Below are 20,628 nucleotides of genomic sequence, written 5' to 3'. Positions count from 1 at the left end.
CCCTCGACTGCCCGCAGCGGGAGGTCCTAGCGCTCGACCTCGCCCTTGATGAACTTCTCGACGTTCTCACGGGCCTGGTCGTCGAAGTACTGCACCGGCGGGGACTTCATGAAGTACGAGGACGCCGAGAGGATCGGGCCGCCGATGCCCCGGTCCTTGGCGATCTTCGCGGCGCGCAGGGCGTCGATGATGACACCGGCGGAGTTCGGGGAGTCCCAGACCTCGAGCTTGTACTCCAGGCTCAGCGGGACGTCACCGAACGCGCGGCCCTCCAGGCGGACGTAGGCCCACTTGCGGTCGTCCAGCCAGGCGACGTAGTCGGACGGGCCGATGTGGACGTTCTTCTCGCCGAGGTCCCGGTCGGGGATCTGCGAGGTGACGGCCTGCGTCTTGGAGATCTTCTTGGACTCGAGGCGGTCGCGCTCGAGCATGTTCTTGAAGTCCATGTTGCCGCCGACGTTCAGCTGCATCGTGCGGTCCAGGACGACGCCCCGGTCCTCGAACAGCTTCGCCATGACGCGGTGCGTGATGGTGGCGCCGACCTGGGACTTGATGTCGTCGCCGACGATCGGGACGCCCGCCTCGGTGAACTTGTCCGCCCACTCCTTGGTGCCGGCGATGAAGACCGGGAGGGCGTTGACGAAGGCGACCTTGGCGTCGATGGCGCACTGGGCGTAGAACTTCGCCGCGTCCTCGGAACCGACGGGCAGGTAGCAGACGAGGACGTCGACCTGCTTGTCCTTGAGGACCTGGACGACGTCGACCGGCTCCTCGGCGGACTCCTCGATGGTCTCCCGGTAGTACTTGCCGAGACCGTCGAGGGTGTGGCCGCGCTGGACCTGGACGCCGCTGTTCGGCACGTCGCAGATCTTGATCGTGTTGTTCTCGGAGGCGCCGATGGCGTCCGCGAGGTCCAGGCCGACCTTCTTGGCGTCCACGTCGAAGGCGGCGACGAACTCGATGTCACGGACGTGGTAGTCGCCGAACTGGACGTGCATCAGGCCCGGGACCTTGGACGCCGGGTCGGCGTCCTTGTAGTACTCGACGCCCTGCACCAGCGATGCGGCGCAGTTGCCCACGCCGACGATGGCTACGCGAACCGAACCCATTCCGGTTGCTCCCTGTGTGTACGAGTGAGGCCCTGACCGGGTCTCACGTGGCGGTGTCGTCGGGCGTATCCGGCCGGGGGTCGTCCCCGGACCGGGGCAGGCCGCCCGTCGCTCCAGATGTGGTGTCCTGCTGAGCGGTCCCCCCGGCGGTGGACCCCTTCAGGTCCCGCCCGGCCCGCTCGCTCTCGATGAGCTCGTTCAGCCAGCGCACTTCGCGCTCCACGGACTCCATCCCGTGGCGCTGGAGCTCGAGCGTGTAGTCGTCGAGGCGCTCCCGGGTCCGGGCCAGGGAGGCGCGCATCTTCTCGAGGCGCTCCTCCAGCCGGCTGCGGCGGCCCTCGAGCACGCGCATGCGCACGTCGCGCGACGTCTGTCCGAAGAAGGCGAACCGCGCGGCGAAGGTCTCGTCCTCGTACGCGTCCGGCCCCGTCTGGGACAGCAACTGCTCGAAGTGCTCCTTACCCTCCGCCGTCAACCGGTAGACGATCTTGGCGCGGCGCCCCGCGAGCGGAGCGGCGAGGGCGTCCTCGCTGGTGTTCCCCGGTTCCTCGATCAACCAGCCGTTGGCGAGCAGCGTCTTGAGGCAGGGGTAGAGCGTCCCGTAGCTGAACGCACGGAACACGCCCAGTGACGTATTGAGTCGTTTGCGCAGCTCATAGCCGTGCATCGGAGATTCGCGGAGCAGGCCGAGTACGGCGAACTCGAGGATTCCGGCACGCCGGCTCATCGTCGCCTCCCCTCTGCCGCGGTCATGCCGTGACGGCCTTCTGTGCGGCTCGTCGCCGCCCTTATGTCGAGCTGATGTATCGACTCGATACATCACGACGATAGAGCGGCCCTCCTGATGCGACAAGGGGGAGAAAAGTGAACGGGGTCACATCGCCGGTGGATCGGGAGCAAGTTGCCTGATTTGAGGTGAACTTCTGTGCCCGGCGGGTTTTGGCGGTGCGTAGTCTGTGCGCCATGCAGACCACCGGGAACCGAGTGACGCCGGGGGACGTCTTGGTCCCCGGTGCAGTACGGGTGAATGAGGGAAGCACCGCATCCGTACTTCGGGGGGACCGGAAACCAGCCGCCTTTTCCAGGCGCGCAAGGGTGCGCCTGCCCGAGGAGTAGTCGTTCGATGAGCGAGCACCGTCGCAAACCGCCGCAGCCGCAGGGAGGCGGACGTGCCGCGGCCCGACGCGGCCAGTCCGGCTCGTCCTCCGGCCGCCGCGCGGCACCGCGAGGCGCCACCGGGTCTCCGTCCGATTCCTATGGATCGGGCTCCCGCGGCTCGGGGGGTGAGGAGCAGTACGGAAGCCGCGCCGAGGCGCGCCGCGCGGCGCAGAGAGGCGGGGGCCGCCGTGCCGCCGGCCCCGGCCGGGGCGGCGGGCGCGCTGCCCCTCCCGGGAAGAAGCGGATCATCGATTATCCGCGCCACGACAAGGACGGCTGGCGTCGCTGGACCCCGTCCTGGAAGCTCGTGTCCGGGCTGTGCCTCGCGTTCTTCGGCAGTCTCGTCGCCGTGGCGGGGATCGGGTACGCCATGGTGAGCGTGCCCAGTGAGAAGAACGCCGCGGCGCAGTCCGAGAACAACGTCTACTACTGGGCGGACGGAACCCAGATGGTCGCCACCGGCAGCGGCCAGAACCGGCAGAACGTCACGATCGACCGCATCCCCGTGGCCATGCAGTGGGCGGTGATCTCGGCCGAGAACAAGAGCTTCTACGACGACTCGGGCATCGACCCCATGGGCATCGCCCGGGCGCTCGGCAACATGGCCACGGGCGGTGACACCCAGGGCGGTTCGACGATCACCCAGCAGTTCGTGAAGAACACCTACCTGAGCCAGGAGCAGACGGTCTCCCGGAAGTTCAAGGAGATGTTCATCTCGATCAAGGTGGGCACCAAGCTCACCAAGAAGGAGATCCTCCAGGGGTACCTGAACACCTCGTACTACGGTCGTGGCGCCTACGGCATCCAGGCCGCCGCCCAGACCTACTACGGCAAGGACGCGGTCGACCTCACGCCCAGCGAGTGCGCCTTCCTCGCCGCGCTGCTCAAGGGACCGACGTACTACGATCCCGCGGGCAACCCGAACCTCGACTCCTCCGCCACCGCCGAGAAGAACCGTGAGCGTTCCGAGGAGCGCTGGAGCTGGATCCTCGAGCAGATGCACGCGGACGAGCACCTCTCGGACGGGGAGTACCAGAAGGCGATCAAGAAGTATCCCGAGCCGCAGGGCCGCAAGGCGGTCAAGGGCATGACCGGCCAGGTCAGCTATCTCGTCGACACGGCGAAGCGCTACGTCCTGAAGAACTCCGCCATCACCGAGGCGCAGTTCGACCGGGGCGGCTACCAGGTCTACACGACCTTCGAGAAGGACAAGGTCGACGCGCTGGCCAAGGCCGTGAAGAAGGTCGAGAAGGAGAAGCTCGACCCGAAGAAGCGCGAGGAGGACCAGCACGTCCAGTTCGGGGCGGCGTCGGTGAAGCCCAACGACGGTGCGATCGTCGCGCTCTACGGCGGTGCCGGCTTCGAGAACGGTCACTTCAACAACAACGCGGACACCTCGGGTGTCCCCGTCGGTTCGACGTGGAAGCCGTTCGTGCTGGCCGCCGCGATGCAGCACGGCACGTACAAGACCAATGGCGTAGGTGTCTCACCGCAGAGCAAGTACAACGGCGACGACCACCTGCAGATCAAGGAGAACGACGGCTCCCTCGTCCTCAAGAAGGACAACACGCCCTTCTACCAGGAGAACGAGACCGACTACAAGTGGGGTTACATCACCCTGCACAAGGCGATGGAGCAGTCCGTCAACACCCCCTTCGTGCAGCTCGGCATGGACGTGGGGATGGAGAAGGTGGCGGACTTCGCCCAGAAGTCCGGCATTCTGAAGGAAAGCTTCGCCGGCATCAACGCGTCCTTCGCCCTGGGTACGTCGACCCCCAGTGCGATCCGGATGGCCGACGCCTACGCGACCTTCGCGGCATCCGGCAAGCAGGCCGACCCGTATTCGGTGACCGCCGTCAAGCACAAGGGGGTGGAGCTGCCGGGCTTCGAGAAGCCGCGCGTCAAGCAGGTGATGCGGGAGAACGTGGCGCACAACGTCACCGAGGTCCTCGAGAACGTGATCGAGAACGGTACCGGTTACAAGGCGCAGGGGCTGGGGCGCAGAGCGGCCGGCAAGACGGGTACGACCGACAAGAACAAGTCCGCGTGGTGGGTCGGCTACACCCAGCAGCTCGCGACCTCGGTCGCGATGTTCCGTGAGGACCCCAAGGACCACGAACTGCTCTCCATGAACGGTACGGCGGGTGAGGACTCCATCCACGGTGGTGACGTCCCCACGCAGATCTGGACCGAGTACATGAAGGACGCGCTGAAGGGCGAGGAGGACCCCGGATTCCCCAAGGCCGAGAAGATCGGCGAGATCGCGGACGGCATCGGGGCGCCGTCTCCCACTCCGTCCGTCACGGAGACCGAGGAGGAGGAGACGGAGGAGACGCCGTCGACGCCTCCCGCGCCCACGCAGACCGAGACCACGCCGGCGCCGACCGACACCGCCACGTGCAGGCCGTTCGACTTCAGGTGCGACGACGAAGAGGACAACGGTGGCACGGACAGCGGTGGCACGGACAACGGCGGCACGGACGGAGGGGCGACCAGCTCGCCGGATCCCACGGCCAGCAGCGACACCGGAAACAGCAGGGGCAACGGCAACGGCGGCGGCGGTCTCCTCGGAGGCTCGACCGGTTAGCCGCACTGTCACCCGGCTTGGGTGTTTCACGTGAAACACGGGCCGCCGCACCCCCGGGTGCGGCGGCCCTCGGCGTATTCCCAGCCTCGTACGGCAGGATGTGCGGCATGCCCAGTGGAGAATCGACGCGTGCGAGCGTCCACGAGCCGGAACCGGTGCGGCCGACCAAGGAGGACCGGGTCGCCGCGGCCGGCAGCGAGCTGATCGGCGGTCCGCTCGGGCGGCGTGCCCTGACCGGGACCTCCTGGTGGATCCCGGTGCGGGTGATCGCGCTCGTGGCGATCGGCATGTTCGCCCTCGGCCTGGTGCAGAAGGCGCCCTGTTACAACGGCGCCTGGTTCTTCGGCGCCAGCTCCCAGTACACGCACGCGTGCTACTCGGACATCCCGCACCTCTACCAGGGACGCGGCTTCGCCGACGGGCTGGTGCCGTACTTCGACAAGCTCCCCGGGGACATGCAGTACCTCGAGTATCCGGTGCTGACCGGCCTGTTCATGGAGGTCGCCGCCTGGCTCACCCCCGGCAGCGGCAGCATCCAGGACCAGGAGCAGTGGTACTGGATGGTCAACGCCGGGATGCTCATGGTGTGCGCGGCCGTCATCGCCGTCTGCGTGACCCGTACGCACGCGCGGCGGCCCTGGGACGGTCTGCCGGTCGCGCTGGCACCGGCCTTCGCGCTGACCGCGACCATCAACTGGGACCTGCTGGCGGTCGCCCTGACGGCCGCCGCGATGCTGATGTGGTCGCGGGGGCGCTCCCTCGCCTTCGGCATCCTCCTGGGGCTCGCCACGGCCGCCAAGCTCTACCCCGTGCTGCTCCTCGGCCCGCTGCTGGTGCTGTGCTGGCGCGCGGGACGGTGGCGGGAGTACGGCACGGCCCTGGGCGGTGCGGCCGTCGCCTGGCTCGTCGTGAACGGGCCCGTGATGCTCTTCGCGTTCGACGGCTGGTCGAAGTTCTACACCTTCAGCCAGGAGCGAGGCGTCGACTTCGGTTCCTTCTGGTTGATCCTGGCGCAGAACTCGGACGACCCGCTGAGCACCGACACGGTCAACACGCTCGCCACGGTGCTGATGCTGCTGTGCTGCGTGGGCATCGCGGCACTCGCGCTCATGGCCCCCCGGCGGCCGCGCTTCGCCCAGCTCGCCTTCCTGATCGTCGCGGCGTTCATCCTCACCAACAAGGTCTACTCGCCGCAGTACGTCCTGTGGCTGGTGCCGCTGGCGGCCCTCGCCCGGCCGAAGTGGCGGGACTTCCTCGTCTGGCAGGCCTGCGAGGTGGCGTACTTCCTGGGCATCTGGATGTACCTCGCTTACACGACCAGTGGGGACGCCCACAAGGGGCTGCCCGCCGACGGCTACCACTGGGCCATCGGCGTGCACCTGCTGGGGACGCTCTACCTCTGTGCCACGGTCCTGCGCGACATCCTGATGCCGGAACGGGACCCGGTGCGCAGGTCCGGCGACGACGACCCCTCGGGCGGGGTCCTGGACGGGGCGGAGGACGTGTTCGTGCTCGGTCCCGCGGCCCGCCCCGCGCGGCACGCGGCCCACTTCGAGGGACCCGCGGTCGCATGGGGCAGGACGGAGGCGACCGGTGGTTCGCTCTGAGTGAACCGCCGGAGGCGACGCCTCCTCAGGACACCGGGAAGGCCGTGCACGGGAGGACCGTGCGCGGCCTTCCCGCCGTCAGCGGTCGACGAGCCGGTCGAACTGCGTGGTGGTGTGCCGGAGGTGGGCCACCAGCTCCTCGCCCACCTGCGGTTCCGGCGCGTCCGCGGGCACGAACAGGATCGACACCTGCATGTGCGGCGGCTCGGCGAACCAGCGCTGCTTGCCGCCCCAGACGAACGGCGAGAGGTTCCGGTTGACCGTGGCGAGGCCGGCCCGGGCGACGCCCTTGGCGCGCGGCATGACCCCGTGCAGGGCCTTGGGGGCCTCCAGGCCCACCCCGTGCGACGTACCGCCCGCCACGACCACCAGATAGCCGTCGGAGGCGGCCTTCTGCTGCCGGTAGCCGAACCGGTCCCCCTTGGCGACGCGCGTGACGTCCAGGACCGCACCCCGGTACTCGGTGGCCTCGTGGTCCCCCAGCCAGAGCCGGGTGCCGATCCGGGCACGGAAGCGGGTCTGCGGGAACTGCTGCTGCAGCCGGACGAGGTCGTCGGCCTTGAGGTGGCTCACGAACATCGTGTGCAGCGGGAGACGGGCGGCCCGCAGGCGGTCCATCCAGCCGATGACCTCCTCGACGGCGTCCGAGCCGTCGGTGCGGTCCAGCGGCAGGTGGATGGCGAAGCCCTCCAGCCGGACGTTCTCTATCGCGGAGTGCAGCTGGGGCAGGTCCTGCTCGCTGATGCCGTGCCGCTTCATCGAGGACATCACCTCGATGACCACCCGGGCGCCCACGAGTCCGTACACGCCGTCGACGGACGACACCGAGCGGACGACCCGGTCGGGCAGCGGCACCGGCTCCTCGCCGCGCCGGTACGGCGTCAGCACCAGCAGGTCACCGCCGAACCAGTCCTTGATCCGGGCGGCCTCGTACGTCGTGCCGACCGCGAGGACGTCCGAGCCCAGCCGGGTGGCCTCCTCGGCGAGGCGCTCGTGGCCGAAGCCGTAGCCGTTGCCCTTGCAGACCGGGACCAGTCCCGGGAACTGCTCCTGCACGTGCTTGTGATGCGCCCGCCAGCGCGCGGTGTCGACGTAGAGCGTGAGCGCCATGGCCGGACCTGGAACCTTTCTGGTGGCTGCGGTGTGTCAGAGGTGGAGGAGGGAGCGGGGAGCCGCCGGAGCGGAGGTCAGCGGCGCGACATGTAGATGTCGAGCGCCTTGTGGAGCAGCTTGTTCAGCGGGAAGTCCCACTCGCCGAGGTACTCGGCGGCCTGTCCGCCGGTACCCACCTTGAACTGGATCAGACCGAAGAGGTGGTCGGTCTCGTCCAGCGAGTCGGAGATGCCGCGCAGGTCGTAGACGGTGGCGCCGAGCGCGTAGGCGTCGCGCAGCATCCGCCACTGCATCGCGTTCGAGGGGCGGACCTCGCGGCCGATGTTGTCGGAGGCGCCGTAGGAGTACCAGACGTGCCCGCCGACGATCAGCATCGTCGCCGCGGACAGGTTCACGCCGTTGTGGCGGGCGAAGTACAGCCGCATGCGATTGGGGTCCTCGGTGTTGAGGGCCGTCCACATGCGCTGGAAGTACGACAGCGGGCGGGGCCGGAAGCGGTCGCGCACGGCCGTGATCTCGTACAGCCGCTGCCACTCGGGCAGGTCGTCGTAGCCGCCCTGGACGACCTCGACGCCGGCCTTCTCCGCCTTCTTGATGTTGCGGCGCCACAGCTGGTTGAAGTTCTTGTGGACGTCTTCCAGGGCGCGGTTGGCCAGCGGCACCTGGTAGACGTAGCGCGGCTGGACGTCGCCGAATCCGGCACCGCCGTCCTCACCCTGCTGCCAGCCCATGCGGCGCAGCTTGTCGGCGACCTCGAAGGCACGGGGTTCGATGAAGTCGGCCTCCAGGTCGCGCAGGCGCTTCACGTCCTGGTCCTGGATCCCCCTCTTGATGGTCGAGGCCTCCCAGCGCCGGATGATCACCGGCGGGCCCATCTTCACCGAGAACGCGCCCTGCTGCTTCAGGTGGGCGAGCATCGGCTCGATCCACTCCTGGAGGTTCGGTGCGAACCAGTTGATGACCGGGCCCTCGGGCAGGTAGGCGAGGTAGCGCTTGATCTTGGGCAGCTGCCGGTAGAGGACGAGCCCGGCGCCGACCAGTTCGCCGGTCCGGTCGTCGAACCAGCCGAGGTTCTCCGAGCGCCATTCCGCCTTGACATCGGCCCAGGCCGGGACCTGCATGTGACTCGCCGACGGCAGGCTCTGGATGTAGGCCAGATGCTGCTCACGGCTGATGGTCCTCAGGGTCAGGCTCATTCGGGGCGCTCCTCGGGCTGGTGTGTCCCCATGGGTTCAGGGGCTCCGGCTCTCGCGCGAAGCCTACTGCGCTCCGGGGGCGCCCCGGTTGGGCGCACGGGCCTTCGCCCCGGTCCGTCGCCGGCCGGGGCGTTCGACGGTGTCCGGAGGCGGGGTGCCCGGTGTCAGTCGAAGAGCCCGCCGAAGAGGCCTCCGTGCGCCATGCCCAGGAAGAACCCGACCGCCGCGGCACCGAGGCCCAGGACGAGGCCGAAGCGCGCGCGGGTCGTCACCGAGATCCACTGGCCGTAGGCGCCGGTGAGGATTCCCACCAGGCCGGTCCAGGAACTGAGCAGGTGCAGATGGTGGAACATCGCCGTGATGAAGGACGTGAGGCCCAGCACCAGGGTCGCCGCGAGCAGGGCGTCCTGGAGGGGGTGGGGCTTGCCGTCCGTGGCGAAGAGGCCTCCGGCGGTGTTGGGTCGCAATGCCTGTGCCATGGGGCACCTCCTGCGAAAGGCGGCGGATCGTAGCGCCGTACACACCCGATGTGTACAGATTGACGGTCCTCACGGCCGGATTTCAACCGCAAGCCGCTGTGCGGGTACTCTGTACCGTCCGCACCGGTGTCTGTACGGACAAGAGCCGGGTACGTCGAGGAGGGGCCGCGGCCCGTCCCGGCCGTCCCGGTGGATCGCCGCCCGGCCTCGATTGTCAGTGGCGGCTGTTTTACTGACAGGCATCGTTGCAACAACGCATCACGACCCTCCTGCCACGGAACGACCGTGGCCGCTGAGTCCAAAGGAGGTGGGTTCCACATGCGTCACTACGAGGTGATGGTCATCCTCGACCCCGACACCGAGGAGCGCGCTGTCTCCCCGCTGATCGAGAACTTCCTCTCCGTCGTCCGTGACGGCGGCGGAAAGGTCGAGAAGGTCGACACCTGGGGCCGTCGTCGTCTCTCGTACGAGATCAAGAAGAAGCCCGAGGGCATCTACTCGGTCATCGACCTGCAGGCCGAGCCTGCGGTCGTCAAGGAGCTCGACCGCCAGATGAACCTGAACGAGTCGGTCCTCCGGACCAAGGTCCTCCGCCCCGAGACCCACTGAGCCCTCCCGCTCGGTCGATCCCGGGACCCGAGTAGCAGCACAAGCAGCCAGCAGCAAACCCGCCGAGAGGTTCCCCATGGCAGGCGAGACCGTCATCACGGTCGTCGGCAATCTTGTCGACGACCCCGAGCTGCGCTTCACCCCGTCCGGTGCGGCCGTCGCGAAGTTCCGCGTCGCGTCGACCCCCCGCACCTTCGACCGCCAGACGAACGAGTGGAAGGACGGCGAGAGCCTGTTCCTGACCTGCTCCGTCTGGCGTCAGGCGGCGGAGAACGTCGCCGAGTCGCTCCAGCGAGGCATGCGCGTCATCGTGCAGGGCCGGCTGAAGCAGCGGTCCTACGAGGACCGTGAGGGCGTCAAGCGCACGGTCTACGAGCTGGACGTCGAGGAAGTCGGCGCCAGCCTGCGCAACGCCACGGCCAAGGTCACCAAGACCACCGGTCGCGGTGGCCAGGGCGGCTACGGCGGCGGTGGCGGCGGCCAGCAGGGTGGCGGCGGCTGGGGCGGCGGCTCCGGCGGCGGCCAGCAGGGTGGCGGCGCTCCCGCCGACGACCCGTGGGCGACCGGCGCTCCCGCCGGCGGCCAGCAGGGTGGCGGCGGCTGGGGCGGCGGCTCCGGTGGAAGCAGCGGCGGCGGCTACTCGGACGAGCCCCCCTTCTAGGCGGGCCCGTATCCACACTTCTTGATCACACAGGAGAAACATCATGGCGAAGCCGCCTGTGCGCAAGCCTAAGAAGAAGGTCTGCGCATTCTGCAAGGACAAGGTCACGTACGTGGACTACAAGGACACGAACATGCTGCGGAAGTTCATTTCCGACCGTGGCAAGATCCGTGCCCGCCGCGTGACCGGCAACTGCACGCAGCACCAGCGTGACGTCGCCACGGCTGTCAAGAACAGCCGTGAGATGGCGCTGCTGCCCTACACCTCCACCGCGCGATAAGGGAAGGGTGACCGACTCATGAAGATCATCCTCACCCACGAGGTCTCCGGCCTCGGTGCCGCGGGCGACGTCGTCGACGTCAAGGACGGTTACGCTCGCAACTACCTGGTTCCGCGGAAGCTCGCCATCCGCTGGACCAAGGGCGGCGAGAAGGACGTCGAGCAGATCCGTCGGGCTCGCAAGATCCACGAGATCCAGACCATCGAGCAGGCCAACCAGGTGAAGGCCCAGCTCGAGGGCGTCAAGGTTCGTCTGGCCGTTCGCTCCGGCGACGCCGGTCGTCTCTTCGGTTCCGTCACCCCGGCCGACATCGCTTCGGCGATCAAGGACGCCGGTGGCCCCGAGGTCGACAAGCGCCGCATCGAGCTCGGCTCGCCGATCAAGACGCTGGGCGCCCACGAGACGTCCGTGCGTCTGCACCCGGAGGTGGCCGCCAAGGTCGCCATCGAGGTCGTCGCCGGCTGAGTGTTGCGCTCGCTGAAGCAGTGAGCACGGGGGCCGCACCCTTCGGGGTGCGGCCCCCGTCGTCGTGTTCCACGTGAAACGGTCAGCGTGCGGCGCCCGTGACGATCCAGCGGCCGGAGCGGGTGCGGATCCACAGGGTCAGCATCCGCACGGTCATCATGAGCGTCATCGTGGCCCACAGCGCCGTGAGCCCGCCCCCGAGCGCGGGGACCAGCAGGGCGGCGGGAGCGAACACCGCGAGGGTGACCAGCATCGCCCAGGCCAGGTACGGTCCGTCGCCCGCGCCCATCAGGACCCCGTCCAGGACGAAGACGACACCGCAGACCGGCTGGGACAGGGCCACCAGCACCAGGGCGGGCAGTGCCGCGTCCGTGACCGTGGTGTCATCGGTGAACAGGGGCAGGAACGCCGGCCGGGCGAGCACCACCAGGACGCCGAGGACGACGCCGACCGCGATACCCCACTCGACCATGCGGCGGCATGCCTCACGGGCACCCTGGGCGTCGCCGGCGCCCAGACAACGCCCGATGATGGCCTGCCCGGCGATGGCGATGGCGTCCAGCGCGAAGGCGAGCAGGCTCCACAGGGAGAGGATGATCTGGTGGGCCGCGATGTCGGAGTCACCGAGACGGGCGGCGACGGCCGTCGCGATCATCAGGATCGCCCGGAGCGAGAGGGTCCGGACCAGCAGGGGAACGCCCGCCTGGGCCGAGGCCCTGATTCCGGCGGCATCCGGGCGCAGCGACGCCCCGTGCCTGCGCGCCCCGCGCAGCACCACGGTCAGGTAGACCGCGGCCATGCCGCACTGCGCGAGGACGGTGCCCCAGGCGGAGCCCGCGATACCGAGGCCGGCGCCGTAGACCAGTGCGACATTGAGCACACCGTTGGCGACGAAGCCGGCGATGGCGACGTAGAGCGGTGTCCTGGTGTTCTGCAGCCCGCGCAGAACACCGGTCGCGGCGAGCACGATCAGCATGGCCGGTATGCCGAGCGCGGAGATCCGCAAGTAGGTGGTCGCGTGGGGGGCCGCCGTGTCGGAGGCGCCGAAAAGATCCACGAGGCCGGGCGCGGTGGGCAGGACGACGGCCATGACGGCGGCACCGAGGAGCAGCGCCAGCCAGATTCCGTCCATGCCCTGGCGGATGGCCGACGGAAGGTCACCGGCCCCGACGCGCCGGGCGACGGCGGCCGTGGTGGCGTAGGCCAGGAAGACGAAGACGCTCACGGCGGTCATCAGGAGGGCCGAGGCGACACCGAGGCCGGCGAGTTGTGCCGTGCCCAGATGGCCGACGATGGCGCTGTCCGCCATGACGAAGAGAGGCTCGGCGACGAGGGCGCCGAAGGCGGGGACTGCCAGCATGACGATCTCGCGGTCATGCCGCCGTCGAGCGGCTCCGGGCCGCGCGGGGGCCTGTGTCATGTGCACCAATCTAATCGTCCACAGGTAAGCGATGCAAAGCTTTGGAGACCCTTACTCTGCGGCTCCGGGTGTGGGCTTGCGTACACCTGGCGAAGCGATCTTGATCCGACCGGGCAACTTTTTCTTCTGCACAGCCGGTGGACGATAGAAATGCAGGTCACAGCCTTGCTGTGGAGAGAGGTGCGGGCTTGTTCACAGGGCTGTCCACCGGCTCGTGCACAGGTTTCGCGGAGTTCTCCACAGCATTGGGCCGGTCGTCCACATGCCCTGTGGATAACCGGATTGGCGGACGGTGCCGACAGGCCTACGGTGGTCCGGCGCCCGCTCCGTCCACCGGCTCACCGAACGCCGTACATACGGCCCGCAGTACAGGGAGTCGGGCCTCTCATTTGTCAGTGCCGTGCCCTACAAGAGAGAAGCACGGAGAGGTCCGTTCCGGCGGACGGGAGGAGGTGGCTCGGTGAGCATTTCCGAGCCCTTGGACGACCCGTGGGCCGACAGCGGTCCCAGTGATCGTCTGCCCGCTTCTCGTCGCCGGGAGGACCGTGGCCGGGGCCGCGACGACCAGCACGACCGCGGCCGCGACAACGGCGTGTGGGACGGCGGGGGCTCCGCGTTCGAGAGGGTCCCGCCGCAGGACCTCGAGGCCGAGCAGTCCGTCCTCGGCGGCATGCTGCTGTCCAAGGACGCCATCGCCGACGTCGTGGAGATCCTCAAGGGCCACGACTTCTACAAGCCGGCCCACGAGACCATCTACACGGCCGTCCTCGACGTCTACGCCAAGGGCGAGCCTGCCGACCCGATCACCATCGCCGCGGAGCTGACCAAGCGCGGTGAGATCAACAAGGTCGGCGGGGCCTCGTATCTGCACACCCTCGTCCAGACGGTGCCCACGGCGGCCAACGCGGCCTACTACGCGGAGATCGTGCACGAGCGTGCCGTACTGCGCCGCCTGGTCGAGGCCGGTACGCGCATCACGCAGATGGGGTACGCGGCCGACGACGACGTCGACGAGATCGTCAACCGCGCGCAGGCGGAGATCTACGCGGTCACCGAGCAGCGCACCAGTGAGGACTACCTCCCGCTCGGCGACATCATGGAGGGCGCGCTCGACGAGATCGAGGCGATCGGGTCGCGCAGCGGTGAGATGACCGGAGTGCCCACCGGGTTCACCGACTTCGACTCGCTCACCAACGGCCTGCACCCGGGACAGATGATCGTCATCGCCGCGCGTCCCGCGATGGGCAAGTCGACGCTCGCCCTGGACTTCGCACGGGCCGCGTCCATCAAGAACAACCTGCCGAGCGTCATCTTCTCGCTCGAGATGGGGCGCAACGAGATCGCGATGCGCCTGCTGTCCGCCGAGGCCCGGGTCGCCCTGCACCACATGCGGTCCGGCACGATGACCGACGAGGACTGGACACGCCTGGCCCGCCGGATGCCGGACGTCTCGGCGGCACCGCTCTACATCGACGACTCCCCGAACCTGTCGATGATGGAGATCCGCGCCAAGTGCCGCCGCCTGAAACAGCGCAACGACCTGAAGCTGGTCGTCATCGACTACCTGCAGCTGATGCAGTCCGGCGGTTCCAAGCGGGCCGAGAGCCGTCAGCAGGAGGTCTCGGACATGTCCCGCAACCTCAAGCTGCTCGCCAAGGAGCTGGAGATCCCGGTCATCGCCCTCTCCCAGCTCAACCGTGGTCCCGAGCAGCGCACCGACAAGAAGCCGATGGTCTCCGACCTGCGTGAGTCCGGCTCCATCGAGCAGGACGCCGACATGGTCATCCTGCTGCACCGCGAGGACGCCTACGAGAAGGAGTCCCCGCGCGCGGGTGAGGCGGACCTGATCGTGGCGAAGCACCGGAACGGTCCGACGGCCACCATCACGGTCGCCTTCCAGGGCCACTACTCCCGCTTCGTGGACATGGCGCAGACCTGATCCGTTCCTGCTGGACTGAGGGCATGACGACACCTCAGGAAGAACTGCTGCCCGGCACGCGGCGGGCGCTGCTGCACCGGATCGCCGTCGCCCAGAGCGAAGGGCGCGCGCCGTCGCTCGTCGCGGCCGTGGTGCGGGGCGGGAGGACCGTGTGGACGGGGGCGCGGTCCTCGGTGGAAGGACACGCCCCCGACGAGCACGTGCAGTACCGGATCGGTTCGATCACCAAGACCTTCACGGCCGTCCTGGTGCTCCGCCTGCGTGACGAGGGGGCCCTCGATCTCGCCGACCCGCTGGAGGAACACCTGCCGGGCACGGGCGTGGGCGGGGCGACCGTCGCCGAACTGCTCGCGCACAGCGGTGGGCTGGCCGCCGAGACGCCCGGGCCCTGGTGGGAGCGGACCCCCGGGTCCCTGCGCCCCGGTCTCGCCGAGGTGCTGGGCGAGCGGCCCCTGGTGCACCCCGTCGGCAGGCGGTTCCACTACTCGAACCCCGGATACGCGTTGCTCGGCGCCCTGGTCGGGAAGGTGCGCGGTGCCCCGTGGGAGGAGGTGCTCCGGCAGGAGGTGCTCGAACCCCTGGGCCTGCGGCGCACGACCGTGCGAGCGGAGGCGCCGCATGCGGGCGGCTGGGCGGTGCACCCCTGGGCCGATGTGCTGCTGCCCGAGCCCTCGGAGGACCTCGGAGTGATGGCGCCGGCGGGGCAGTTGTGGTCCACCGCAGGCGACCTGGCGCGCTTCGCGGCCTTCCTGGCCGAGGGGGACGAGCGGGTGCTGAGCGCCGACTCGTTGCGGGAGATGAGGACGCCGGCCGCGCCGGCCGAGGCGGCGGACGTGTCGAGCGGCTACGCCTACTGCCTGGGCCTGGAACTCCGGCACCAGCACGGACGCGCTCTCGTCGGGCACACGGGGTCGCTGCCGGGCTTCCTCGCCTGTCTCACGATCGGCGTGGCGGACGACGTGAGCGCGGTGGTCCTGGCCAACTGCACCTCAGGACCGGCGCCGTTCACGGTCGCCGCCGACCTCGTCCGGATCGTCGCCGAGGCGGAACCGCGTCTCCCGGCTCCCTGGCGGCCGCTGCGGGAGGCCGATCCCGCGGTACTGGAACTGGTGGGGCAGTGGTACTGGGGGACGTCCGCGTTCGCGCTCCGGCTCTCGGCCGAGGGCCTCGTCTCGCTGGAGCCGCTGTCCGGCGCCGGCCGGCGCTCGCGTTTCCGTCCGGAGGCGGACGGCACCTGGACGGGCCTGGAGGGGTACTACGCCGGTGAGCGCCTGAAGCCCGTACGGCGGCCGGACGGGTCGCTGAGCCATCTCGACCTGGGCTCGTTCGTGTTCACGCGGCAGCCGTACGACGAAGGGGCTCCCGTGCCGGGCGGAGTGGACCCGGGGGGATGGCGGGGCATCGGCTAGCTCCGCTCGTCGGGGGGCGGGGCCCGTTCCCGGGGAACGGGCTCCGGCTCCTCCGTCACAGGGGCAGCTTGAAGCCTATGTGGGAGGCGGTGAAGCCGAGCCGCTGGTAGAAGCGGTGGGCATCGGTCCGGGTGCGGTCGGAGGTCAGCTGGACCAGGCGGCAGCCCTCGCGGCGGGACGCGTCGATCGCCCACTCGACGAGCCGGCTCCCCAGGCCGCTGCCGCGCTCGTCCGCGTGGACGCGGACCGCCTCGATGATCGACCGGGTGGCGCCGCGGCGGGAGAGACCGGGAACGACCGTGAGCTGGAGGGTGCCGACCACGCGGCCGTCGCGGACCGCCACGACGAGGTGCTGGTTCGGATCGGCGGCGAGCCGCTCCAGAGCGGCCAGGTACGGGCTGAGGTCGTCCGGCGACTCGCGCTGTGCGCCCAGGGGGTCGTCCGCGAGCATGCCGACGATCGCGGGAACGTCGTCGGCGACCGCGGTCCGTATCTCCAGATCTTCCATGCCGGCACCCTATGCGGGCACCGGTGCCTTCAGCGTCCGTACGGCCCGCACCAGGGGGGCGAGCTCGGGGTTCTCCGCCGCCGTGTCGAGCGCCTCGCGCAGTGCGGTGTCATGGGTCGGCCGCGCCTCGTCCAACAGCGCGAGACCGGCCTCGGTGACGTTGGTGTAGATGCCCCGGCGGTCGGTGGGGCACAGGTAGCGCTCCAGCAGTCCGCGGTCCTCGAGACGGGTGACCAGGCGCGTGGTGGCGCTCTGACTGAGCACGACCGCGTCGGCGACCTGCTTCATCTGCAGATGCCCCCCGTCGCCGTCGTGCTGCCGACTCAGCACGTCGAGCAGCGAGTACTCCCGCACGCTCAGGTCGTGCCGGGCTTGAAGGGCGCGCTCTGTGTGGGCCTCGATCCTCCCGTGCAACAGGGAGAGTGCGCACCAGCCCTGAGCGAGGGCGGTGAGCGCGGGGTCCGTGGCTGTCATGGGCGTTTCCTCCGTCCAGGAGCTGCTCTGACACCAGGGTAGAGCAGGTCCGCAATAGACGGCGTTTGCGGTTATCACGCGTCTGCAATTATTGTGAGAACGCGTAAAAAGCCTCCGCAATCTTCTGGGAAGGTCTCTCCCCCATGCCTCTCGCGCTTCTGGCCCTCGCGACCGGGGCCTTCGGGATCGGAACCACGGAGTTCGTGATCATGGGCTTGCTGCCCGAGGTCGCCGGTGACTTCGGTGTCTCCATCCCCACCGCCGGCTACCTGGTGACCGGCTACGCGCTGGGCGTCATGTTCGGCGCCCCGCTGATGACCGTGCTCGGCACCAGGATCCCCCGCAAGCGGATGCTGATGCTGCTGATGGGGTTGTTCATCGTGGGGAACCTGCTCTCCGCGCTGGCCCCGACCTTCGGCCTCATGCTGATCGGACGGGTGGTCGCCTCGCTGGCCCACGGCGCCTTCTTCGGCATCGGTTCGGTGGTCGCGGCCGACCTGGTCGCTCCGGACCGGAGGGCCGGAGCCATCGCCCTGATGTTCACCGGGCTGACCGTCGCCAATGTCGTCGGTGTTCCGCTGGGCACGCTCGTCGGCCAGTCCGTCGGCTGGCGTGTCACCTTCGGCATCGTCGCCGCTCTCGGCGTCGTCGGCCTGGCCGGCATCGCCGGGCTCGTCCCCGACCTGCCCAGGGCCGAGGGCGTGCGGCTGCGTCACGAACTGGCTGCTCTGAAGAACGTCCAGGTCCTGCTCGCCATGGCGATGACCGTCCTCGGATTCGGTGGCGTCTTCGCGGCCGTCACCTACATCGCGCCGATGATGACGCACGTCGCCGGCTTCGCCGACGGCTCCGTCACCTGGCTGCTGGTCCTCTTCGGCCTCGGCATGGTCGGCGGCAATCTCATCGGCGGCAGGTACGCGGACCGCGCCCTGATGCCCCTGCTCTACCTCTCCCTGGGCGCCCTGGCCGTCGTCCTCGCCCTCTTCACCCTGACCGCGCACGACAAGGCCGCCGCCGCCGTCACCCTCACCCTCGTCGGGGCCCTGGGTTTCGCCACGGTGCCGCCCCTGCAGAAGCGGGTCCTCGACCAGGCGCACGGCGCCCCCACCCTGGCCTCGGCGCTGAACATCGGCGCCTTCAACCTCGGCAACGCGCTGTCCGCCTGGCTCGGCGGCCTCGTGATCGGGGCGGGCCTCGGCTACACCGCACCCAACTGGGTCGGCGCCGCCCTCGCCGCGAGCGCTCTGGCGCTGGCGTTCGTCTCGGCCGCCCTCGAGCGCCGCGACACCGCGCCCGGCACCCCGGCCGTCGGCTCGGTGCCCACCGAGCGGCGGACCGTCGTCACCCACTGACCCACAGGGCCGACGGGCGCGGGGCGTCCCGTGCCGGCCGGCACCACCAGCACCACAAGGAGAACCCCTCATGAACACCACCGCCGTCGCCCCGCTCACCACCGCGGACGCCGAGGCCCTGGTCGAAGCGGCGCGCCGGGCCGCCGAAGCGGCCGGTGTCACGGTCAGCGTCACCGTCCTCGACGCGGGCGGTCATCTGCTCGCCTTCCGCCGGGACGACCGTGCCGTGCTGATCTCCGGTGAGACCAGCACCCGCAAGGCGTACACCGCGCTCCAGCTGAACGCGCCGACCGCCGACCTCGTGGACGCCGTGCAGCCCGGAGGGCTCTTCCACACGCTGCCCACCGCGCTCGACCGGCCGCTGCTGTTCATCGCCGGGGGCGTGCCGGTCCGGCGCGACGGCCGGCTGATCGGCGCGATCGGCGTCGGCGGCGGTGCCCCGGAGCAGGACCACGGCTTCGCCACGGCCGCCGTGGCCGCCCTCGCCTGACGACGACGCCCACTGGACGCGACGACGTCGGCCCCGTGCTCCGGGGCCGGCGTCGTCGCGTCCAGTGGGCGTCAGGCCGCCGCGACCGTCACCGGGGCGAACCGCCGGCTCCAGTCCCCGGGCGGTTCCGTGGTCCCGTACGTCATGACGGCGCTGCTCATGACAGACGCCAGCCCGTGTTCCTTCACCCGGTCCAGCAGCTCCTCGTGCCGCACGTCGATGTCGGTGCGCAGGGGACGGTCGGTGCGGGCGGCGAGGGAGGCGAGGAGCGCCTCGGCCGTCGCGGTGTCCCGGGCGATCAGCGGGCCCACGACATGGGTGTCCATGTTGGGCCAGGCGGCCGCGTAGCCGATGAGCCGTCCGTTCTCCTCGGCGACGCGCAGCTGGTCGGCGAAGGCGGGCAGCCGGGTGACGATGTGCGTGCGGTCCGCTCCGAACACCTCCTCGTCGAGCCGGAGGATCGCCGGAAGGTCCCCCGCGGTCGCGGCGCGGGTGGCGACCTCCGGCAGGGCGCCGGTGGGGACGAAGCGGCCGCGCAGCATCTCGGCCCGGCCGGTGACCTTGAAGCCGAGCTCCTCATAGAGCGGCCGGCCGAGCGGGGTCGCGTGCAGGGTGAGCGGTGTGGTGTCCGACGCCTCGACGACATGGCGCATCAACCGGCGCCCCACACCCCTGCGGGCATGCCGTGCCGCGACCAGGACCATGCCGACGGCAGCGAGAGCCGGTCGTTCCCGCGGTCCGTACTCGGTGACGACGCAGGCGGCCACCAGACCGCCGTCGGGGTCGTCGATGCCGTAACCCTTCCCGGACGCAAGGAGGAAACCCCACTTGTGCTCCTCCCGCGGCCACCCCCGGTCCGCGGACAAGTCGGCACAGGCGGTGAGGTCGCGAAGCGTGAGACGGCGGATGGGCAGAGAGGCGAGAGAAGGTGTCGGCACGCAGGTCAGGCTGTACGACGGAGGGCTTCGTCGTCCACCTGTTTCAGGAGAATCGTGCGGGCTTTCGGCCACACCGCGGCCACCGGCGACATGCGGGCCCGGGCGTGGGGTGTTTCACGTGAAACACATGCGAACGGTGCGTGGCGGGTTCCAGCCGCCGGGAGGGGCAGGGAGGCCGGCGTCCATTAGCCTCGACGCTCATGGCGAGACTTCATCTCTTCGATCTCGACGGCACCCTGCTCCACGGCAGTTCGGCCCCCGTGGAGATCTCGCGTCAGCTGGGGCTGGAGGCCGAGACGGTGGCCCTCGACCGGGCGGTCTCGTCCGGTCTCATCGGACCGCCGGAGTACGCCGCGCGGGTGCACGCGCTCTGGGCGGGTCTCACCGAGGCGCATGTGACGGCGGCGTTCGAAACGGCTCCGTGGCTGGCCCGGATCCGCGAGGTCTGGGCGGAGCTCACGCGGAACGGCGATTATTGCGCCGTCGTCTCGCTCTCCCCGTCCTTCTTCGTGGAACGGCTCACCGGCTGGGGCGCGCACGCGGCGTACGGCTCCCGTTTTCCCGCCGTGCCGTTCACGGAGCCGGTGGACCCGGCCGGGGTCCTCAGCGCGGCGGCCAAGGTCCGGATCGCCGACCGGCTGTGCGCGGAGTTCGGGGTGACCCGCGCGGACTGCGTCGCCTATGGCGACTCGGTGTCGGACATGGACCTGTTCGGCGCGGTGCCGGTATCCGTCGCGGTCAACGCGGACCGGCGGCTGACCGGCCTCGCGACCCACTCCTATACCGGCCGGGACCTCTGGGAAGCCTACGAATTGGTGCGGGCCGCGTAGCGGC

The 20,628-nt window shown here is 69.7% G+C and carries 20 protein-coding genes; 11 read left to right on the top strand and 9 right to left on the bottom strand.

The features are described 5' to 3' along the window. Positions 1-26: 26 nt before the first annotated feature. Together ABTY20_RS12495 and ABTY20_RS12490 are read right to left on the bottom strand one after the other, a co-directional pair. Complete coding sequence (locus ABTY20_RS12495; protein ID WP_351996950.1) at positions 27-1,109, bottom strand: inositol-3-phosphate synthase; 1,083 nt, start codon at positions 1,107-1,109, stop codon at positions 27-29. Positions 1,110-1,152: 43 nt separating this feature from the next. Continuing rightward, positions 1,153-1,836, bottom strand: a complete 684-nt coding sequence (locus ABTY20_RS12490) for a PadR family transcriptional regulator (RefSeq protein WP_351996949.1) — start codon at positions 1,834-1,836, stop codon at positions 1,153-1,155. Between the two features lie 396 nt (positions 1,837-2,232). Here ABTY20_RS12490 and ABTY20_RS12485 point away from each other — a divergent pair, with 396 nt between their 5' ends. Together ABTY20_RS12485 and ABTY20_RS12480 are read left to right on the top strand one after the other, a co-directional pair. After that, positions 2,233-4,854: a transglycosylase domain-containing protein gene (locus tag ABTY20_RS12485; RefSeq protein WP_351996948.1), complete on the top strand. Its 2,622-nt coding sequence runs from the start codon at positions 2,233-2,235 to the stop codon at positions 4,852-4,854. A 98-nt stretch (positions 4,855-4,952) separates the two neighbouring features. Beyond that, positions 4,953-6,461 carry a glycosyltransferase family 87 protein gene (locus tag ABTY20_RS12480; protein ID WP_351996947.1) on the top strand — a complete coding sequence of 503 codons (1,509 nt, stop codon included), beginning with the start codon at positions 4,953-4,955 and terminating at the stop codon, positions 6,459-6,461. Positions 6,462-6,539: 78 nt separating this feature from the next. Here the strand turns inward: ABTY20_RS12480 and ABTY20_RS12475 are convergent, their stop codons facing one another. From ABTY20_RS12475 to ABTY20_RS12465, 3 genes are all read right to left on the bottom strand, one after another. Then, positions 6,540-7,571, bottom strand: coding sequence for an alanine racemase (locus tag ABTY20_RS12475; protein WP_351996946.1), 1,032 nt, complete (start codon positions 7,569-7,571; stop codon positions 6,540-6,542). 77 nt (positions 7,572-7,648) lie between these two features. Then, the gene (gene femX, locus ABTY20_RS12470) at positions 7,649-8,770 is read right to left on the bottom strand and encodes a peptidoglycan bridge formation glycyltransferase FemX (protein WP_351996945.1); all 1,122 of its coding nucleotides are present in this window, start codon (positions 8,768-8,770) and stop codon (positions 7,649-7,651) included. A 164-nt stretch (positions 8,771-8,934) separates the two neighbouring features. After that, positions 8,935-9,249 carry a hypothetical protein gene (locus ABTY20_RS12465; RefSeq protein ID WP_351996944.1) on the bottom strand — a complete coding sequence of 105 codons (315 nt, stop codon included), beginning with the start codon at positions 9,247-9,249 and terminating at the stop codon, positions 8,935-8,937. Positions 9,250-9,567: 318 nt separating this feature from the next. Between ABTY20_RS12465 and rpsF the strand changes: the two genes are divergently transcribed. From rpsF to rplI, 4 genes are all read left to right on the top strand, one after another. After that, complete coding sequence (rpsF, locus tag ABTY20_RS12460; protein ID WP_004929252.1) at positions 9,568-9,858, top strand: 30S ribosomal protein S6; 291 nt, start codon at positions 9,568-9,570, stop codon at positions 9,856-9,858. A gap of 76 nt (positions 9,859-9,934) precedes the next feature. Then, the gene (locus ABTY20_RS12455; protein WP_351996943.1) at positions 9,935-10,519 is read left to right on the top strand and encodes a single-stranded DNA-binding protein; all 585 of its coding nucleotides are present in this window, start codon (positions 9,935-9,937) and stop codon (positions 10,517-10,519) included. Positions 10,520-10,562: 43 nt separating this feature from the next. Then, a complete protein-coding gene (gene rpsR / locus ABTY20_RS12450) occupies positions 10,563-10,799 on the top strand; it encodes a 30S ribosomal protein S18 (protein ID WP_003949403.1) in 237 nt (78 codons plus the stop codon). 18 nt (positions 10,800-10,817) lie between these two features. Then, positions 10,818-11,264: a 50S ribosomal protein L9 gene (gene rplI, locus ABTY20_RS12445; protein WP_351996942.1), complete on the top strand. Its 447-nt coding sequence runs from the start codon at positions 10,818-10,820 to the stop codon at positions 11,262-11,264. An 82-nt stretch (positions 11,265-11,346) separates the two neighbouring features. Here the strand turns inward: rplI and ABTY20_RS12440 are convergent, their stop codons facing one another. After that, a complete protein-coding gene (locus tag ABTY20_RS12440) occupies positions 11,347-12,684 on the bottom strand; it encodes an MATE family efflux transporter (RefSeq protein ID WP_351996941.1) in 1,338 nt (445 codons plus the stop codon). 460 nt (positions 12,685-13,144) lie between these two features. On the opposite strand from ABTY20_RS12440, the gene dnaB reads away from it, so the two are divergent. Together dnaB and ABTY20_RS12430 are read left to right on the top strand one after the other, a co-directional pair. Then, on the top strand, positions 13,145-14,623 hold the full coding sequence (gene dnaB / locus ABTY20_RS12435; RefSeq protein WP_351996940.1) for a replicative DNA helicase: 1,479 nt from the start codon (positions 13,145-13,147) through the stop codon (positions 14,621-14,623). Between the two features lie 23 nt (positions 14,624-14,646). Further along, positions 14,647-16,032 carry a serine hydrolase domain-containing protein gene (locus tag ABTY20_RS12430; RefSeq protein ID WP_351996939.1) on the top strand — a complete coding sequence of 462 codons (1,386 nt, stop codon included), beginning with the start codon at positions 14,647-14,649 and terminating at the stop codon, positions 16,030-16,032. 55 nt (positions 16,033-16,087) lie between these two features. Here the strand turns inward: ABTY20_RS12430 and ABTY20_RS12425 are convergent, their stop codons facing one another. Beyond that, complete coding sequence (locus tag ABTY20_RS12425) at positions 16,088-16,540, bottom strand: GNAT family N-acetyltransferase (RefSeq protein ID WP_351996938.1); 453 nt, start codon at positions 16,538-16,540, stop codon at positions 16,088-16,090. Between the two features lie 9 nt (positions 16,541-16,549). After that, entirely contained in the window at positions 16,550-17,014 is a 465-nt protein-coding gene (locus tag ABTY20_RS12420) for a MarR family winged helix-turn-helix transcriptional regulator (protein ID WP_351996937.1), read from the bottom strand. A gap of 143 nt (positions 17,015-17,157) precedes the next feature. On the opposite strand from ABTY20_RS12420, the gene ABTY20_RS12415 reads away from it, so the two are divergent. Further along, positions 17,158-18,366 carry an MFS transporter gene (locus ABTY20_RS12415; protein WP_351996936.1) on the top strand — a complete coding sequence of 403 codons (1,209 nt, stop codon included), beginning with the start codon at positions 17,158-17,160 and terminating at the stop codon, positions 18,364-18,366. Positions 18,367-18,436: 70 nt separating this feature from the next. Further along, positions 18,437-18,856 (top strand): GlcG/HbpS family heme-binding protein, encoded by a 420-nt coding sequence (locus ABTY20_RS12410; RefSeq protein ID WP_351996935.1) that lies wholly within the window; start codon positions 18,437-18,439, stop codon positions 18,854-18,856. Positions 18,857-18,927: 71 nt separating this feature from the next. Here ABTY20_RS12410 and ABTY20_RS12405 read toward each other — a convergent pair whose 3' ends face one another. After that, entirely contained in the window at positions 18,928-19,794 is an 867-nt protein-coding gene (locus ABTY20_RS12405; protein ID WP_351996934.1) for a GNAT family N-acetyltransferase, read from the bottom strand. 200 nt (positions 19,795-19,994) lie between these two features. Here ABTY20_RS12405 and ABTY20_RS12400 point away from each other — a divergent pair, with 200 nt between their 5' ends. Next, positions 19,995-20,624: an HAD family hydrolase gene (locus ABTY20_RS12400; RefSeq protein WP_351996933.1), complete on the top strand. Its 630-nt coding sequence runs from the start codon at positions 19,995-19,997 to the stop codon at positions 20,622-20,624. Positions 20,625-20,628 lie beyond the last annotated feature (4 nt).

This window comes from Streptomyces sp. NPDC126497, assembly GCF_040302425.1.
Lineage (GTDB): Bacteria > Actinomycetota > Actinomycetes > Streptomycetales > Streptomycetaceae > Streptomyces.
Note: the sequence above shows the minus strand (reverse complement) of the source record. Positions and strands in the feature narration are given on the sequence as shown.

Coding starts and splice junctions, on each gene's coding strand:
- ABTY20_RS12495 (WP_351996950.1), bottom strand. CDS start 1,109: ATGGGTTCGGTTCGCGTAGCCATCGTCGGCGTGGGCAACTGCGCCGCA.
- ABTY20_RS12490 (WP_351996949.1), bottom strand. CDS start 1,836: ATGAGCCGGCGTGCCGGAATCCTCGAGTTCGCCGTACTCGGCCTGCTC.
- ABTY20_RS12485 (WP_351996948.1), top strand. CDS start 2,233: ATGAGCGAGCACCGTCGCAAACCGCCGCAGCCGCAGGGAGGCGGACGT.
- ABTY20_RS12480 (WP_351996947.1), top strand. CDS start 4,953: ATGTGCGGCATGCCCAGTGGAGAATCGACGCGTGCGAGCGTCCACGAG.
- ABTY20_RS12475 (WP_351996946.1), bottom strand. CDS start 7,571: ATGGCGCTCACGCTCTACGTCGACACCGCGCGCTGGCGGGCGCATCAC.
- femX (WP_351996945.1), bottom strand. CDS start 8,770: ATGAGCCTGACCCTGAGGACCATCAGCCGTGAGCAGCATCTGGCCTAC.
- ABTY20_RS12465 (WP_351996944.1), bottom strand. CDS start 9,249: ATGGCACAGGCATTGCGACCCAACACCGCCGGAGGCCTCTTCGCCACG.
- rpsF (WP_004929252.1), top strand. CDS start 9,568: ATGCGTCACTACGAGGTGATGGTCATCCTCGACCCCGACACCGAGGAG.
- ABTY20_RS12455 (WP_351996943.1), top strand. CDS start 9,935: ATGGCAGGCGAGACCGTCATCACGGTCGTCGGCAATCTTGTCGACGAC.
- rpsR (WP_003949403.1), top strand. CDS start 10,563: ATGGCGAAGCCGCCTGTGCGCAAGCCTAAGAAGAAGGTCTGCGCATTC.
- rplI (WP_351996942.1), top strand. CDS start 10,818: ATGAAGATCATCCTCACCCACGAGGTCTCCGGCCTCGGTGCCGCGGGC.
- ABTY20_RS12440 (WP_351996941.1), bottom strand. CDS start 12,684: ATGACACAGGCCCCCGCGCGGCCCGGAGCCGCTCGACGGCGGCATGAC.
- ABTY20_RS12430 (WP_351996939.1), top strand. CDS start 14,647: ATGACGACACCTCAGGAAGAACTGCTGCCCGGCACGCGGCGGGCGCTG.
- ABTY20_RS12425 (WP_351996938.1), bottom strand. CDS start 16,540: ATGGAAGATCTGGAGATACGGACCGCGGTCGCCGACGACGTTCCCGCG.
- ABTY20_RS12420 (WP_351996937.1), bottom strand. CDS start 17,014: ATGACAGCCACGGACCCCGCGCTCACCGCCCTCGCTCAGGGCTGGTGC.
- ABTY20_RS12415 (WP_351996936.1), top strand. CDS start 17,158: ATGCCTCTCGCGCTTCTGGCCCTCGCGACCGGGGCCTTCGGGATCGGA.
- ABTY20_RS12410 (WP_351996935.1), top strand. CDS start 18,437: ATGAACACCACCGCCGTCGCCCCGCTCACCACCGCGGACGCCGAGGCC.
- ABTY20_RS12400 (WP_351996933.1), top strand. CDS start 19,995: ATGGCGAGACTTCATCTCTTCGATCTCGACGGCACCCTGCTCCACGGC.